Genomic DNA, 16,409 nt, shown 5'->3' with positions numbered 1-16,409 from the left:
AGAGCATCAATATAAGTTTACTAATTTTATTTAGAATAATTTAAAATAAATGACAAGAATCATTTTTGCTGTTTTGATAATATTTTTGTTTAAAGTTGATATTTTTAGATGTAAAAGGGTTTGTAATAATGAATTGCGTAATTGTGTTTGATTTTAGCTGCAATTTATCTCTAATTATTTTTTGTGGAGTTATTGGATCGGCATACATGAAAAAGCACTTCATTGCTGAAGTGCCAAAATTAACTTGAAATGAGATTATGAAGAGGATTGTATTACAGTTTTACTTTTTTATTAATGACCTTCCCATTAGAAAGTGTGATTTGTACCAGATATACCCCAGATTCTAGGTTTCTGGATTCAAACAGTGGTTTGCCGACTTCCTGCTGAACGATCAGAGCACCGGAAATACTGTAAATGCTGATGTTTTTAATGTCGTTGCCGGATTTTGCAATAATTTGTTGTTTTTGGGTAAAGATATCCGTATTGCTTTCAGAAGATATTGTACCTCCAACTGCTTTATTGAACTGAAGATTATAATAAGAAGTTACCACTTCAAAAGTGTAGTTTTTATTTTCCAGATCCTGTACATTGATCCCTCCGGCTTCACGGTATTGCTTTTGAGAAACACTTTTGACCAACGTTTTATTTTCATCAAAGATGTTTACTGCAGAAAGTTCGCCCTGATCAACTTTTAACTGCAAAACCGATGGGCCGGAAGATTGTATGATTTCGTTTTCAGAAACTTCTTTAGGAGTATTTTTGATGTATGGAATTATCTTATTTTCATTGTTTTCTGATACTTTTAATAAATAAACTCCGTCTTTTAAAGTTGATAAATTTTGGTCATTGGCTGTTCTGCTCTGGGCTTTTTCTTTATTGAAATCTGTAATTTCAACGAGCTGCATATTTCCCAGATCCGGTTGTATCTGTGAAGAGAGAAGGGAAGGTTTTTCAGATGTCTTCTCTACTGACTGCTTGCCGAAAATGGATCCTGCAATTGCCCATTCATTAAGAAGTCCGCCGCTTCTCAACGTATTGAATTTGGCATTGGAAGCTAAAGTAAAAGGAAGAATTCCGCCTACGTGTCCAAGAGGTCCCCAGTAGAAAGAATCCAGTTTATATTTATTCAGATCCCACCATGCATAATAACCACGTTGAACATCAATGGTTTTAGAGGTATTTTCAGGTGGAATAGCTAAATCTACAGTCGAATGACCCAATGTCATAGGTGTTTTGTTGTACCAGTCGTATACATCCTTAGGTTTCATGCACAGTCTGAGCTTGTTGTTTGGATTATTGGTGACATCGTTCACAAAATTGGGTGTAAAGAGTTTTTTCCATATCACAGGACCCCATAAAAGTCCGCCATTATCCTGAACAACGTGATAATTGTATTTATCAAGATATTCTGCAGAAATAACTTCTGAAATGTTGTTATTATAGGTTTTATATCCTGTATTGTTGCAGGTATGAAGAACATTGGCCAGGAATGAGGTAAACGGGTAAATATCTTTTTCCAGAACTCCTTTATTTAAAGTAACCCCAGAGAAATCATAAGGTCCGTCACCCATATAAGCATATTTGAATTTGATATTATTGGGATTCGAAATGCTTAATCTTTTTAAAGTAGACATTGCTGCATGAGCTCCCTGTGAATACCCGGCTAAAAAGTACTCATCATAGCGTTTAACACCCAATTGTCCGAGTACTTTGTTGGCGGCAGTGACAAAATCAATGGTTGCACCCGCTTCAGTGGCATAGTCTACATAAGGATGAACTCCGTCGCCACTTCCCATTCCTACATAGTCTGGCGCCATTAAAATATAGCCATTAAGTACGTAAGAAAGCTCCACAACAAACCCTGCTGTTAATGCTCCTTTGAAATTAGACGGCACATTATTTCTGCTGTCTGTAGTTCCATGATCTGACACAACTGTTGACAATTTGAATCCTACATTGGGATACATAAGGAGTCCGGTAGCTTTTACAAGGACATTGTTTTCATTTTTGGTGTAATAAGTGATCTTGTAGCCCTTTAGGCCCACATTAAAACTGTTCAGGTAGCCGGCAAATTCCGGAGCGTTTTGATCGCCGAGATTATTGGCGATAAAATTAATAACTCCCTGTGGCGTTAAATCCAGTTTCTGTTCAGCGCTTACAACGTCTCCAGCCTGTTGTGCAAAGTAGAATGGAGCGGTAAGGCCCAGTAAAAAAGTTGTAATTTTTTTCATATTGATGTATTTTCTATGGTATTAAGGTAATAACTTTAATAAATCCGAGAAAATATTACAACATCAATAATTATTCATTGAATATCAATTCTCTGTAAAGTGAGTAAAATAAAAGAGTCTGGCCGAAGGCCAGACTCTTTTATTTATATTTTATCTTTTTTTAGAAAGCGTTGATTCCTGTAATATCCAGACCAGTGATCAGCAAGTGAACGTCATGCGTTCCTTCATAAGTGATCACAGACTCCAGATTAGCAGCGTGTCTCATCATTGGGAATTCACCCATGATTCCCATACCACCTAGGATTTGTCTTGATTCTCTGGCAATTTCAATAGCCATATTAACGTTGTTACGTTTAGCCATAGAGATTTGAGCCGGAGTTGCTTTGTGAGCATTTTTAAGATTTCCTAACTGAAGACATAATAACTGAGCTTTTGTAATCTCTGTTAAGAATTCAGCCAGTTTTTTCTGCTGAAGCTGATAAGAACCAATTGGTTTTCCAAACTGTTTTCTTTCTTTAGAATATTGAACAGCAGTACAGTGGCAGTCAATAGCTGCACCAATTACTCCCCATGAAATTCCATATCTAGCAGAATTCAGACAAGATAAAGGTCCTTTCAGTCCTGTTACCCCTGGAAGAAGGTTTTCTTTCGGAACTTTTACGTCATTAAATACCAATTCTCCGGTTTTTGAAGCTCTTAAGCTCCATTTATTGTGAGTTTCAGGAGTAGTGAATCCTTCCATTCCTCTTTCAACAATTAATCCCTGTACTTTTCCTTCCTCATTTTTTGCCCATACCACAGCGATATCGCATAGAGGAGAGTTAGTGATCCACATTTTAGCTCCATTCAAAAGATAATGGTCTCCCATATCTTTAAAATAAGTTTCCATAGAACTTGGGTCTGAACCGTGGTTAGGCTCTGTCAATCCAAAAGAACCAATCATTTCTCCGGCAGCAAGCTTAGGAAGATATTTCATTTTCTGTTCCTCAGAACCGAATTCATTGATAGGAAACATCACCAACGAGCTCTGAACTGAAGCAGCAGAACGTACTGCAGAATCTCCTCTTTCCAACTCCTGCATAATAAGACCATAAGAAATCTGGTCTAATCCTGAACCGCCATATTCAACCGGGATATAAGGTCCCAGTGCTCCGATTTTCCCCAATTCTCTCATAAGATTAGGGATATCTGTATGATTTTGAGCGGCCTGATCAATCTGCGGCATTACAAAACTTTCAACCCAGTCTCTTACAGATTGGCGGATGAGTTTGTGTTCTTCAGTAAGTAAAGCATCAATTCCATAATAATCAGGGATGCTTGTAAGAGGATAATATGACATGATTTTTTGATTTGGTTAAAAGTAACATTTTTCGTGGTGTCCTGAAAATTTTTTTGAAAACTTATCTTTGGATTGGTTTTCAGGTAGATAATGCTCTTTTTATTTGTTAATGGGATAAATTCGGTGTTTTAAGCCTCCTCATCATTGGAGATAGGATACTGATTGGTAGAATTGTGAACCTTACTTTTAAATTTATACAGATAAGGTGCTTTATTGGCGGAGCCATCGTACAATTTTTCCAGTCTGTCGAGAATATTTAAGCTTAAAATTTTGCGTTGGAAATTATTTCTTCGGAATTTTTGGCCTAAAATGGTTTCATAAAGAGACTGAAGATCTTTCATCGTAAACTTTTCAGGAAGCAGATTACTGGCCGCTACCTCTGTATTGATATTCATCCGCAGGTATTCTAACCCGGTTTCTATGATTCTGTCGTGATCGAAAGCCATCTTGGGTAGATTGTTTACCTCAAACCATTCACAACTCTCATTGAAGGCATCAGGGAAAGTATTGGCCATTGAAAAATCAATAAGGCTGCAATAACCTACCGTGACAAATCTTTGAAAAATCCAGTGATCTTCCGGTACTTCAATTCCTTTATTGTTAAGAAGAATCTGATGAACATTATTTTCAGTACGGTCTATTCTTCCAAACGTATGAAATTGTTTCAGAAATATATCTTTAAGATGTGTTCTTTCGAATAAAACCCTTGCTGCTGCTTCCCTTAAATCTTCATCATTGAAAACAAAACCACCCGGAAGTGACCATAAATCCAGATCGTGATACTTTAAAAGAAGAACTTTCAAAATGTTATTATGAAAGCCGAATATAGTACAGTCCACAGAGATATGGGCAACAAAATCTTTGGTATCAATAAGTTCCCGAAGTGTTTCTTTACTTTTTGTGTCTTTGATTTTCATGGCAGTAAAAATAAAACTATTTTCTTTTTGAAACGTTAAAAAAGATCAAACTGGTAACAAAAAGAATAATAACGAAAAATAATATATATAATGGATAAAAATTTAATAATTGTTTTTCAAACAGAACTGCCATAATAATAGAACTTACAGAGCTTCCAAGGGATGAAAAAATAACAATAAGAGAGGTGAAAAGAGTAACCCTCTCTTTGTCGACCTGCGCGATCATCTTTGAATTGATCACAGGGTAGAGCGGAGATAAAAACAACCCAATGACCGGAAATAAGAAAAGAATGATTCTCGAATTTGCAGATTCAAAATACTGTATTCCTACAATAATGATCAATAGGGTAATAATGAAGGCCATACATGAAATATAATAAGTGGGTAATGAAAATCTTCTGATAATATTGGCTGTTATCGTTCTTCCCAGATACGAAAATACAGCAAGAAAAGAGGTGGCTTGAAGAGCAAAAAATGAGTTAACCTTCAAATGGTTTTTATAAAATGAAGGAAGCCATGAATTGAATCCCTGTTCTACAAACACAATAAAAAAGAGAACACCAAGGAATAACGCTATAGAAGGAGTTACAAACCCTGAAAGTTCAGAGAATACACTTTTATTTTCCAAAGGTTTGGATTCAGAAATTGTAATTTTTGATAACAAGAATATAGTTAATGCCGATAAAAACGCGATTAATAAAAAGCAAAACTTCCAATATTCAGAGTATTTACTTGATACTACCCATCCAAAGCAGGTATTGACTACAAAAATTCCGATCATAAAAGAAGCTTCCACACTGTTCATCGTCTTTGCCAGCGATTTTTCATCCGAAATATTGTTCCTGATAATCCCGAAAACGCAGATTTTACCAATCGCAAAACAGGCTCCGATGATGGCAAACCATAATTTGAAAAACCAGAAAACCTCTATAAATGGAAGCAGGCATGAACAGATTCCAACAATGACCAGAGCTGAAATCAATGCTTTTTTCGTTCCTGTTTTGTTGATAAAGCTTACCGCAAAAAGAGAAATAAAGGCAATAGGTAAGTCTTTAAAGGATTCTAAAAAGCCCAGTTCTCCGTAAGTGATTTTCTCTTCAGATAACTGCAGAATAATAAGTCCCATACAATTCAAAACCATTGAAAAAATAAGAAAGGTAAGTTTTAACGGAAGAGAAATTTTAGAATGCTTGATGATCATTTTGGGAGACTTCTTTATTGTTTTTTTTTGAATTTTTATGAAATATTGATGCGAAGATAGGGCTTCTAACCCTGAAAAATAAAAGAAAAATTAAAATATTTGTGAATAGAATGTTAATTAATTGAAAAAAAATATATTTTTATTGTCTCAATTTGAGAATTAAACAATAACTGTATATGAATGTAAGAATATCACGAAGCGTAGGAGTGGTTGCCGTCCTCTATTTTACGGCCAACTTCAGTGCCCAGACTACCAAAGCGAAGGACACGATTGCTAAAGAAAACAAAATAGACGAAGTTGTAGTGATTGGTTACGGTACTCAGAAAAAGAGTAATGTAACAGGAGCTATAGCAAGTATTAAAGCCAGCGATATTGAAAATATTCCATCCGGTAAACCGGAACAGGTATTACAGGGAAGGGCAGCCGGAGTCTCTGTAGTGACCAATTCCGGACAGCCAGGAGCTGCTGCCACTGTACGTGTAAGAGGTATTACCAGTTTTGGGGCTGGAAGCAACAGTCCTTTGTGGGTAGTAGATGGTATTGTTGTAGACAATATCGGATGGCTTAACCAGTCTGATATTGAAAGTATTGAAGTCTTAAAAGATGGAGCTTCAGCGGCAATCTATGGAGTTTCCGCGGCAAAAGGAGTAATTCTGGTGACTACTAAAAAAGGGAAAAAAGGAAAACTGACTCTTTCTTACAATGGGTTCTATGGTTTCTCAAATGCTTCAAAAAAACTGGACCTTCTGGATGCTACGCAGTATGCTAAAATTATCAACGAAGGCTTCGTTAATGATGGACAAGCTCCCAGATTTACCAATCCGGAATCATTTGGAAAAGGAACCAACTGGCAGGATGCTATTTTTGGGACAGGTGAAAAATCGTCTCATGAAGTAAGCATTACTGGAGGTAATGAAAAATCAACATACTATACATCATTTGGATATTTTGATCAGAGTGGTATTGTATTGAGCGATATTTCTTATTACAAAAGAATCAATGCAAGATTCAACTCAACACATAAAGTTACAGACTATCTGACAATAGGTCAAACTTTTGCTTATACCCATGTAAAATCTCAGGGAGTAAGTGCAAATGAGGAATACGGAGGGCCGCTGGCATCAGCAGTTAATCTGGATCCTACCACTCCTGTTGTTGTAACAGATTGGTCTATGGTAGACCCGAGCGGCTATACCAATCCGTATATTATTCGTGATTCTGAAGGTCGTCCCTATGGAATTTCGAGATATGTAAATCAGGAAATGACCAATCCGCAGGCTTTCCGTCATATACAGCAGGGAAATTATAGCTGGTCTGATGATTTCGTAGGAAATGTTTTTGCTGAGCTTAAGTTTCTCGATCACTTTACATTTAAAACCAGCCTGAACGGTAAGAAATCCTACTGGGGAAGCCGCTCTTTTACACCAAAATATTATTTAAGTCCTAATTATAACAATACCAGCTTCAACAGTTTGAATAAGGTGGATGAGAATAAGTTTGAATGGAGTATGGAAAATACGCTGACCTATCAGAATAAATTTGGAGATCATAATATCAACATTATGATTGGTCAGGGAGTTTACAGATATAACATTGCAGGCGGGACTAGTTTGACATATAGTAACCTTCCTATTGATAATTGGCAGGATGCTTCCTTCAATTTCAATATTCCACAAGATAATATTACTGCAACAGGATGGGATGGAATTCAAACCCGTAAAGCATCTTATTTTGGTAGAATCATTTATGATTATGCAGACAAATATTTATTTACAGGAACAATTCGTAGAGATGGTTCTTCAAAATTTGCGACCAATCAGCATTGGGGAACTTTCCCTTCGATGTCTCTTGGATGGAATGTTCATAAAGAAAACTTCTGGCCGGAGAATAAAGTGATTAATAATTTGAAACTAAGAGGAGGTTACGGAGTATTAGGAAATGATGAGATGGATAACTTCAGATTTGCGAGTTTCATGGTTTCTGGAAGTAACTATACCAATTCAGGTAATAATATCATCATTGGTTATGCACCAAGTACATTGGAAAATCCAAACCTGAAATGGGAGCAGACCAGTCAGCTTAATATTGCTGCAGATTTAAAATTATTCAATAATTTCACTCTTACTGCCGACTGGTATAAAAAGAAAACAACAGATATCCTTAGACAGATCAATATTCCTGGTTATGTAGGAGTTCCGAATTTACCTTGGTCGAATGTAGGAGATATGCAGAATACAGGTCTGGAGCTTGAATTAGGATATAAAAAGAACTGGGAAGACTTCGGTATCTCGATTAATGGAAACTTCGCTACAATAAAGAATGAGGTTCTTCGATTAGAAGATGATATTAAATACTTCAATCTGGCTTCCTTCCAGACCATGGGAGCGGTTTCCAGAGTACAAGTAGGGCAGCCATACGGATCATTTTACGGACAGACTTATAGCGGTGTATTCCAGAATCAGGCACAAATTGATAATTATGTAAATGCCAACGGAGTAAAATTACTACCTGATGCAAAACCGGGAGACTTTATCTGGCAGGACAACAATGGGGATGGTAAGATTGATGACGAAGATAAAGTAAACCTGGGAAGTTCTATCCCAAAATATACTTTTGGACTTACCGTAAATCTTAATTATAAGAATTTTGATTTGATGATGTTTGCACAGGGACAGGCTGGTAACAAGATTTTCCAAGGTCTGAGAAGATTAGATATGCTTGATGCCAATTATCAGACAAGAATCTTAGACAGATGGACAGGTGAAGGTTCTACCAATGATAACCCAAGAGTTACCCGTAATGACCCTAACCACAACTATTCATGGATGTCAAGCTACTACCTTCAGAAAGGTGATTATGTCCGTTTGAAAATTGTTCAGTTAGGCTATACCATTCCTAAGGATGTTACCCAACGTTTCGGAATGAGCAAAGTAAGACTGTATATTACGGGAGAAAACCTGCTTACTTTCACAAAATATACCGGATATGATCCGGAAATTGCAGGAAGAAACAATTCTGAACAGGATATTATTGGGGTAGACAGAGCTTACTATCCACAGGCAAGAACATTCCTGATAGGAGCTAATATTCAATTTTAATGATTAACAAAATGAAAAATAAGAATTTTATATATAAAGGACTTGCCGTTGCATTTCTGACAGGTCTGAGTTTTACCAATATGGGTTGCAGCGATTCCTATCTGGATGATGTACAGAATTCAGGATCTTTTAACACTGATTTGTATTTTCAGAATGAACAGCAATCTTTTAGTGCATTGGTTTCTGTATATGATCTTTTAAGAAAATATTCAGGCGGATTTGAGAATAGCGTTACTTTCTTTAATGCAGGATCTGATGATTTCTATTCCGGAGGAGGAAATTCTAATGATGGAGCAGGTATCCAGGGACTGAACAATTATATGATTAACCCTAATACCATGCCTGCCAGCTACTGGAGAGATTATTATCAGGGAATTGCCCGTGCCAATCTTTTAATAGAAAGAGTGCCGGGAGCTAATATGAGTGATGATATTAAAAAAAGATATATCGCAGAAGCAAAAGTTCTTCGTTCTTTATATTATTTCGAACTGTTAAGAATGTTTGGAAATATTCCTTTAATTCTTAAATCCGTAAAGTTTGATGATAATTATTGGAATATTCCACAGGCTAATCCTAGTGATGTTTATACTCAGATAGAAAGCGATATCAATGCTGCCATTCCGGATCTGATGATGGTATCAAGTGGGAATGATAAAGGAAGAATCACACAGGGAACTGCAAGAGCTATTTTAGGTAAAATTTATCTTTATGATAAAAAAATGCCTCAAGCAGCAGCACAGTTCACTGAGGTAAATGGCACTCCCGGAGGAACCAGCCAATATGGATATAAACTGGTAGCTAATTATGCAGACTTATTTAAAGTAGGTCCTGAATTATCGGATCCGTACAAGTTTTCAACAGAATCTATCCTAGAAGTAATGCATACCAATAAAGGAAACTCCGATTGGGGATTCTGGGGGCAGGGTAAAGATGAAGGAAACTCTATCAATGTAATGGTAGGACCTCGTTCTTATTCACTAAAAGATATCCCGAATAATAATGCACCTGATATCTATTCAGGTTGGGCATTTAATACCGTAACAGAGAATTTTGTTACTTTCATGCAGGGAGATCCAAGACTGGATGTAACCGTTTTCAATGCAAAAAAACTGGTGACAGATGGTAAAATTACTTACAGTCCAGCCTTTGCTGATACAGGATATTTCTTAAATAAATATCTACCTACAAATGCTTTAAAAAGTTCACTTCCAGGACCGGCAGAACTGAATTTCCGTCAGAATTATATTGCAATAAGATTAGCAGATACTTATCTGATGGAGGCAGAAGCCTTAGGTGGAGCAGGAGCAAGAGCCCAGGCTTTATTAGATGCGGTAAGAGCAAGAGTAGGCTTAACATCAGTTCCGGTTTCTTTACAGGCTATTAAAGACGAAAGAAGAAGAGAACTTGCAGGTGAGGGGCACAGATGGTTTGACCTTGTAAGATGGGGAGATGCCCCTTCTAAACTTGCCTTCAAAGGATTTAAAGCCAATAAAAATGAAATTCTTCCAATTCCGTTCAATGAATTGCCGAATACAGTTTTAAAACAAAATCCTGGATACTAAAACATGAAGTTTCACAACTTATATAGTTTCTTTAGAGGTGCCGCACTGCTTAGTGGTGTGGCCCTTTTTTCTTTGTCATGCACATCAGTTGTTTTCAACAAAGGAAATGAAGTTCAGTACTGGCTTACAAAAGGTGATGGGAGTGTAAAATTGCAACAGCAGACCTCTGCTAAATTTGTAAATAATACCAACAGCTTTCAGAATATTGAAATTGACGATTCTCAAAAGTTTCAATATATTGATGGTTTTGGATATACATTAACAGGAGGAAGTGTTGAGGTAATCAACAGATTGTCGCCTTCCAAAAGAAAAGCACTGCTTAATGAGCTTTTTGGAAACAACAAAAACTCAATTTCTATCAGTTATTTAAGACTAAGTATAGGAGCTTCCGATCTCGATGGTGAAGTATTTTCATACGATGATTTGCCGGAAGGACAGACTGATCCTTCTCTTTCAAAATTCAGCTTGGCAAAAGATAAAAATCTGATTGCTATGTTAAAAGAAATTTTAGCAATCAATCCTTCTGTTAAAATCATTGCAGCGCCATGGTCACCGCCAGTTTGGATGAAAGATAATGGTAAATCAAAAGGAGGAAGTTTGAAACCTGAATTTTATGGAACATATGCTCAATATTTTGTAAAATATATTCAGGGAATGGAAAAAGAAGGGATTACCATTAATGCTGTAACGCCACAGAATGAACCTCTGCATCCGGGAAATAATCCCAGTTTGTATATGCCATCTGAAAAACAGAGAGATTTTATTAAGAATCATTTAGGCCCGGTTTTTAAAGCTAATGGAATTACCACTAAAATCGTGGTTTATGATCACAACTGCAACAAACCTGAATATGCCATTGATATTTTAAAAGATTCCGAAGCCAGTCAGTATATTGATGGATCTGCTTTTCACTTATATGAAGGAGATATTTCAGCACTAAGTACTGTACATGATGCTTTTCCGGACAAGAATTTATACTTTACCGAACAATGGACAGGATCCAAAGGAACTTTTACCGAAGACCTGAACTGGCATACGAAAAATGTAATCATCGGATCTATGAGGAACTGGAGTAAGATTGCACTGGAATGGAACCTTGCCAACGATCCGAAATATGCGCCGCATACAGACGGAGGCTGTACAGAGTGTAAAGGAGCAATTACCGTGTCTGACAGTGAAAATTTCACAAGAAATGTTGCCTACTATATTATTGCACACGCTTCTAAATTTGTTCCTGCAGGTTCTCAGCGTATCGCTTCCACACAGACTGATAAACTTTCCACTGCTGCTTTTAAGACTCAATTTGGGAAAATAGTTTTAATTGTGCAGAACGATAACCCTTCAGATGAGAATTTTAATATTAAATTTGTCGGGAAAACCGCTGCTGTAAGAATTTCAGGACGTTCTACAGCAACCTATATTTTTTAATTTGATACTATGAAAAGAGTTTATTTCTTACTGGCATTTTCCGCATTGGGAATGAATGCTTACGGACAGAAAACCATTGATCAGAAAGTAGCAGAATTGCTGTCTAAAATGACCCTTGAGGAAAAAGTAGGACAGATGGTTCAGTACAGCGGGTTTGAATATGCTACAGGACCTCAGCAATCTAATTCGGCAGCCGTTTTAGAAGAAATTAAAAAAGGTAAAGTAGGTTCTATGCTGAATGTGGCAGGATCAGAAGAGACGAAAGCATTTCAGAAACTGGCCATGCAGTCAAGGCTGGGAATTCCTTTGCTGTTCGGTCAGGACGTTATCCATGGGTACCGTACAACATTTCCTGTAAATCTGGGACAGGCAGCAAGCTGGGACCTGGGAATGATAGAAAAATCAGAAAGAATTGCTGCAACAGAAGCCGCTGCCTATGGCATTCACTGGACGTTTGCTCCAATGGTGGATATTGCCAGAGATCCGAGATGGGGCAGAGTAATGGAAGGTTCCGGAGAAGATACTTACCTGGGAACAAAAATAGGATTGGCAAGAATTAAAGGATTTCAGGGCAGGGGTTTGGGAAGTCTTGATGCTGTGATGGCCTGTGCAAAACATTTCGCGGCTTATGGAGCTGCGGTAGGTGGAAGAGATTACAATTCTGTAGATATGAGTCTCAGACAACTCAATGAAACATATCTTCCTCCGTTCAAAGCTGCTGCTGAAGCAGGAGTAGCTACTTTTATGAACTCTTTCAATGATATCAACGGAATTCCGGCAACGGCCAACCAATATATTCAGAGAGATCTGTTAAAAGGAAAATGGAACTATAAAGGGTTTGTGGTTTCAGACTGGGGAAGCATCGGGGAAATGATTCCTCATGGCTATGCTAAAGATGCCAGCCAGGCGGCTGAAAAAGCAATACAGGGCGGAAGCGATATGGATATGGAAAGCCGTGTCTACATGGCAGAACTTCCAAAACTGGTTAAGGAAGGAAAAGTAGATCCAAAACTGGTAGATGATGCAGCGGGAAGAATTTTAACCAAGAAATTCGAAATGGGTCTTTTCGATGATCCTTACCGATTCAGCGATGAAAAAAGACAGAAAGAGCAGACCAATAATCAGGAGAACAGAAAATTCGGAAGAGAATTTGGCTCAAAAAGTATTGTTCTTCTTAAAAACCAGGGAAATATTCTTCCCCTTTCAAAAACTACAAAAACAGTTGCACTGATAGGCCCTTTCGGAAAAGAAACAGTAGCTAATCACGGTTTCTGGTCTATTGCATTCAAAGATGACAACCAAAGAATCGTTTCACAATTTGACGGAATTAAAAACCAGCTTGATAAAAACTCCACTTTACTCTACGCAAAAGGCTGTAATGTCGATGATCAGGATAAAACCCAATTTGCAGAAGCTATAGAAACGGCAAAAAAAGCAGATGTGGTGATTATGACATTGGGAGAAGGACATGCGATGAGCGGAGAGGCGAAAAGCCGTAGTGTTATTGGATTTACAGGAGTTCAGGAAGACTTATTGAAAGAAATTGCAAAAACAGGAAAGCCAATCATTTTGATGGTTAATGCCGGAAGACCTCTTATTTTCAACTGGGCAGCAGATAATATTCCAACAATTGTGTACACATGGTGGTTGGGAACTGAAGCAGGAAACTCTATTGCAGATGTTCTGTTTGGTACTGTGAATCCTGGAGGAAAGCTTCCGATGAGTTTCCCAAGAACAGAAGGGCAGATTCCGGTGTATTACAATCACTACAATACGGGAAGACCTGCAAAAAATAATACAGACAGAAACTATGTTTCAGCCTATATAGACCTTGATAATGACCCAAAATACCCGTTTGGATATGGTTTAAGCTATACCGATTTCAAATATTCTGATATGGTATTAAGTTCAACAAGCCTTACAGGAAATCAGACTCTGAATATCAATGTGACCGTTTCCAATACAGGAAAATATGATGGAGAAGAGGTCATTCAGCTTTATATCAGGGATCTTTTTGGTAAAGTAGTAAGACCTGTAAAGGAACTGAAAGGTTTCCAGAAAATATTCATCAAAAAAGGAGAGAGCAAAAAGATCGATTTTAAGCTGACACTAGAAGACCTGAAGTTCTTTGATGACAACTTGAATTTTGACTGGGAAAGTGGAGAATTTGATATTATGATTGGAACTGATTCTCAACATGTCCAGACAAAAAGAATCAACTGGACAAAATAAATTAAATAGGAGCGTGCTTTAGCCCGCTTAATAAAAGATTTTGAATATGGCTTTAGCCAAAACATAAACCTATGCATCTCAAAGCTAAAAATATCATCAGAATATGTGCAGCAGGAACTTTCTTCCTTTCTGTTCTGAACTGTGCCTCGCACAAACCTGATTCTGGCAGAACCCTGATCTGGAATGATGAATTTAACGGGAAAGGACTTCCGGATTCATTAAAATGGAATTATGATACCGGAGGAAGTGGTTTTGGAAATGAAGAAGCTCAGTTTTATACCAAGGAAAGGCTTGAGAATGCCAGAATGGGAAAAGGTAATCTCATCATTGAGGCTAAAAAAGAAAATTGGGAAAACAATAAATATACTTCCGCAAGACTTTTAACCAAAGGGAAATTCGCTTTTCAATATGGAACAGTAGAAGTCAGAGCAAAACTTCCCGAAGGCCGAGGAACCTGGCCGGCAATCTGGATGATGAGCGAGAATATGAAGAAATGGCCGGATGATGGTGAACTGGATATTATGGAACACGTGGGTTTTAATCAGGGATATATACATGCTTCCGTTCACACAAAAAAATACAATCATATCCAGGGGACACAGAAAACAGATACACTGTTTGTGAAAGATGCCAGCGAAAAGTTTCATGTCTATAAAGCAGACTGGACACCGGAAAAGATTGATGTGTATATTGATGACCGAAAATTTTTCACCTATGTAAATAAAGAAAAAAATAATGAAGCATGGCCCTTTGACAAACCTTACTATATCATTTTAAACCTCGCGGTAGGTGGAATGTGGGGAGGCCAAAAAGGAATTGATGATTCTATTTTTCCACAGAAGTATTACATAGACTACGTAAGAGTCTATCAGAATAAATAATGAAAATGAGGACAAGAGGTCCAAAAATAGAAAAAAAATCATGAGAAAACTAATTGTAAGTTGTTTTGTAGTAGGCGTTGTCATCAATGTCAATGCTCAGAATTATTGGAAAAAGAATGCAGGAAAAACAGCTAAGGTAATCCTTACCAACTCGAAGTCGAATGAGAAGATGGTGGATAAAGGAGCCGTTAAATTTGAACAGTTTGGTCAGCCTAAAGAAACAGAAGCCTGTATTTTTGTGGCTCCCAATTTTAAATATCAGAAATTGATAGGGATTGGTGGTGCTATCACAGATGCATCAGCAGAAACTTTTTATAAAATGCCAAAAAACAAGCAGAAAGAAATCCTGGATGCTTATTTTGGAAAAAACGGATTGGGTTACACTGTAGTTCGTACCAATATGAACTCCTGCGACTTCTCCAGTGATTCTTACACCTATGTAGAGGATAATGATACTTCCCTGAAGACGTTCAACGTTGCTCATGATGAAAAGTATAAAATTCCGATGATTAAAGAAGCCCAGAAAGCGATCGGGAATAATTTTACCTTCTATTTCTCTCCTTGGAGTCCGCCAGCCTGGATGAAATCAAACAAAAGTTTGTATAAAGGAGGAAGATTGGAAAATGAATACTATCAGACATGGGCAGATTATTATATCAAATTCATTAAAGAATACGAAAAAAGAGGAATTAATATATGGGGACTGACTGTCCAAAACGAACCCATGGCTACCCAAAGCTGGGAATCATGTATCTACACTGCTGAAGAAGAAGGAGAATTTCTGAAAAAGAACCTTGGACCAACGCTTTGGAAAAACGGATATAAAGATAAAAAAGTAATGATCTGGGATCACAACAGAGACCTTATTTATCAAAGAGCAACCACTACACTAAGCGATCCGGAAACTTCAAAATATGCCAGCGGGATTGGGTATCACTGGTATGAAACATGGAATAATAAAACCCAGCTTTTTGATAACCTGGCAGAAACGCACAGAGCTTTTCCTGATAAGTTCCTGGCTTTTACAGAAGGATGTAAAGAACAGTTCAGTATGGATAAGATCTATGATGTAAGTCTGGGTGAGCTTTACAGCAAAAATATGCTGAATGATTTCAACAAAGGAAATGCTTTATGGACAGACTGGAATATTCTATTGGATGAAACCGGAGGGCCAAACCATAAAGGAAACTTCTGCTTTGCTCCGATTATTGCAGATACCAAAACAGGAGAGGTGTTTTATACCTATGAATACTATTATATAGGCCATGTTTCAAAATATATCAAACCGAATGCTCAGAGAATCGGAAGTTCTTCCAACAGAGCTGCGCTGACGTCTTCTGCTTTTATGAATGAAAACGGACAGCTGGTAACTGTGATCATGAATGATTCAGACAATGATATTGAAACCAATCTATGGATAGAAGGAAAGGCTGCCAAGCTGAATGCTCCTGCACACTCTATACAGACCGTAATTTTGTAATATCATATTAATATTATTTTTGACAGATCCGGCGGCCTCT

General features: G+C 37.4%; 10 protein-coding genes. 6 read left to right on the top strand and 4 right to left on the bottom strand.

Annotated features, from left to right (window positions below):
* Positions 1-272 precede the first annotated feature (272 nt).
* From GFU89_RS05265 to GFU89_RS05250, 4 genes are all read right to left on the bottom strand, one after another.
* Complete coding sequence (locus GFU89_RS05265; RefSeq protein ID WP_318846153.1) at positions 273-2,231, bottom strand: T9SS type A sorting domain-containing protein; 1,959 nt, start codon at positions 2,229-2,231, stop codon at positions 273-275.
* A gap of 160 nt (positions 2,232-2,391) precedes the next feature.
* Positions 2,392-3,570 carry an acyl-CoA dehydrogenase family protein gene (locus GFU89_RS05260; RefSeq protein WP_077414460.1) on the bottom strand — a complete coding sequence of 393 codons (1,179 nt, stop codon included), beginning with the start codon at positions 3,568-3,570 and terminating at the stop codon, positions 2,392-2,394.
* 128 nt (positions 3,571-3,698) lie between these two features.
* Positions 3,699-4,487, bottom strand: coding sequence for an NUDIX hydrolase (locus tag GFU89_RS05255; RefSeq protein WP_318846152.1), 789 nt, complete (start codon positions 4,485-4,487; stop codon positions 3,699-3,701).
* A 16-nt stretch (positions 4,488-4,503) separates the two neighbouring features.
* The gene (locus GFU89_RS05250) at positions 4,504-5,688 is read right to left on the bottom strand and encodes an MFS transporter (protein WP_318846151.1); all 1,185 of its coding nucleotides are present in this window, start codon (positions 5,686-5,688) and stop codon (positions 4,504-4,506) included.
* Between the two features lie 176 nt (positions 5,689-5,864).
* Between GFU89_RS05250 and GFU89_RS05245 the strand changes: the two genes are divergently transcribed.
* The 6 genes from GFU89_RS05245 to GFU89_RS05220 all read left to right on the top strand — a co-directional run bounded on the left by GFU89_RS05245 (position 5,865) and on the right by GFU89_RS05220 (position 16,369).
* Positions 5,865-8,786 carry a TonB-dependent receptor gene (locus GFU89_RS05245; protein WP_318846150.1) on the top strand — a complete coding sequence of 974 codons (2,922 nt, stop codon included), beginning with the start codon at positions 5,865-5,867 and terminating at the stop codon, positions 8,784-8,786.
* Between the two features lie 11 nt (positions 8,787-8,797).
* Positions 8,798-10,348, top strand: a complete 1,551-nt coding sequence (locus GFU89_RS05240) for a RagB/SusD family nutrient uptake outer membrane protein (protein WP_318846149.1) — start codon at positions 8,798-8,800, stop codon at positions 10,346-10,348.
* 3 nt (positions 10,349-10,351) lie between these two features.
* Positions 10,352-11,776: a glycoside hydrolase family 30 protein gene (locus GFU89_RS05235; RefSeq protein WP_318846148.1), complete on the top strand. Its 1,425-nt coding sequence runs from the start codon at positions 10,352-10,354 to the stop codon at positions 11,774-11,776.
* A 9-nt stretch (positions 11,777-11,785) separates the two neighbouring features.
* Positions 11,786-14,008, top strand: coding sequence for a beta-glucosidase BglX (bglX, locus tag GFU89_RS05230; protein ID WP_318846147.1), 2,223 nt, complete (start codon positions 11,786-11,788; stop codon positions 14,006-14,008).
* Positions 14,009-14,079: 71 nt separating this feature from the next.
* Positions 14,080-14,889, top strand: coding sequence for a glycoside hydrolase family 16 protein (locus tag GFU89_RS05225; protein ID WP_318846146.1), 810 nt, complete (start codon positions 14,080-14,082; stop codon positions 14,887-14,889).
* A 40-nt stretch (positions 14,890-14,929) separates the two neighbouring features.
* Positions 14,930-16,369, top strand: a complete 1,440-nt coding sequence (locus GFU89_RS05220; RefSeq protein WP_318846145.1) for a glycoside hydrolase family 30 protein — start codon at positions 14,930-14,932, stop codon at positions 16,367-16,369.
* Positions 16,370-16,409 lie beyond the last annotated feature (40 nt).

Origin of the sequence: Chryseobacterium sp. JV558, assembly GCF_033712365.1 — a bacterium.
Lineage (GTDB): Bacteria > Bacteroidota > Bacteroidia > Flavobacteriales > Weeksellaceae > Chryseobacterium.
The sequence above is the reverse complement of the archived record's forward strand: the minus strand, read 5'-3'. Positions and strand labels throughout refer to the sequence as shown.

Bases quoted from the DNA above. Each gene is read 5' to 3' on its own strand.
- GFU89_RS05265 (WP_318846153.1), bottom strand. From the start codon at position 2,231: ATGAAAAAAATTACAACTTTTTTACTGGGCCTTACCGCTCCATTCTAC.
- GFU89_RS05260 (WP_077414460.1), bottom strand. From the start codon at position 3,570: ATGTCATATTATCCTCTTACAAGCATCCCTGATTATTATGGAATTGAT.
- GFU89_RS05255 (WP_318846152.1), bottom strand. From the start codon at position 4,487: ATGAAAATCAAAGACACAAAAAGTAAAGAAACACTTCGGGAACTTATT.
- GFU89_RS05250 (WP_318846151.1), bottom strand. From the start codon at position 5,688: ATGATCATCAAGCATTCTAAAATTTCTCTTCCGTTAAAACTTACCTTT.
- GFU89_RS05245 (WP_318846150.1), top strand. From the start codon at position 5,865: ATGAATGTAAGAATATCACGAAGCGTAGGAGTGGTTGCCGTCCTCTAT.
- GFU89_RS05240 (WP_318846149.1), top strand. From the start codon at position 8,798: ATGAAAAATAAGAATTTTATATATAAAGGACTTGCCGTTGCATTTCTG.
- GFU89_RS05235 (WP_318846148.1), top strand. From the start codon at position 10,352: ATGAAGTTTCACAACTTATATAGTTTCTTTAGAGGTGCCGCACTGCTT.
- bglX (WP_318846147.1), top strand. From the start codon at position 11,786: ATGAAAAGAGTTTATTTCTTACTGGCATTTTCCGCATTGGGAATGAAT.
- GFU89_RS05225 (WP_318846146.1), top strand. From the start codon at position 14,080: ATGCATCTCAAAGCTAAAAATATCATCAGAATATGTGCAGCAGGAACT.
- GFU89_RS05220 (WP_318846145.1), top strand. From the start codon at position 14,930: ATGAGAAAACTAATTGTAAGTTGTTTTGTAGTAGGCGTTGTCATCAAT.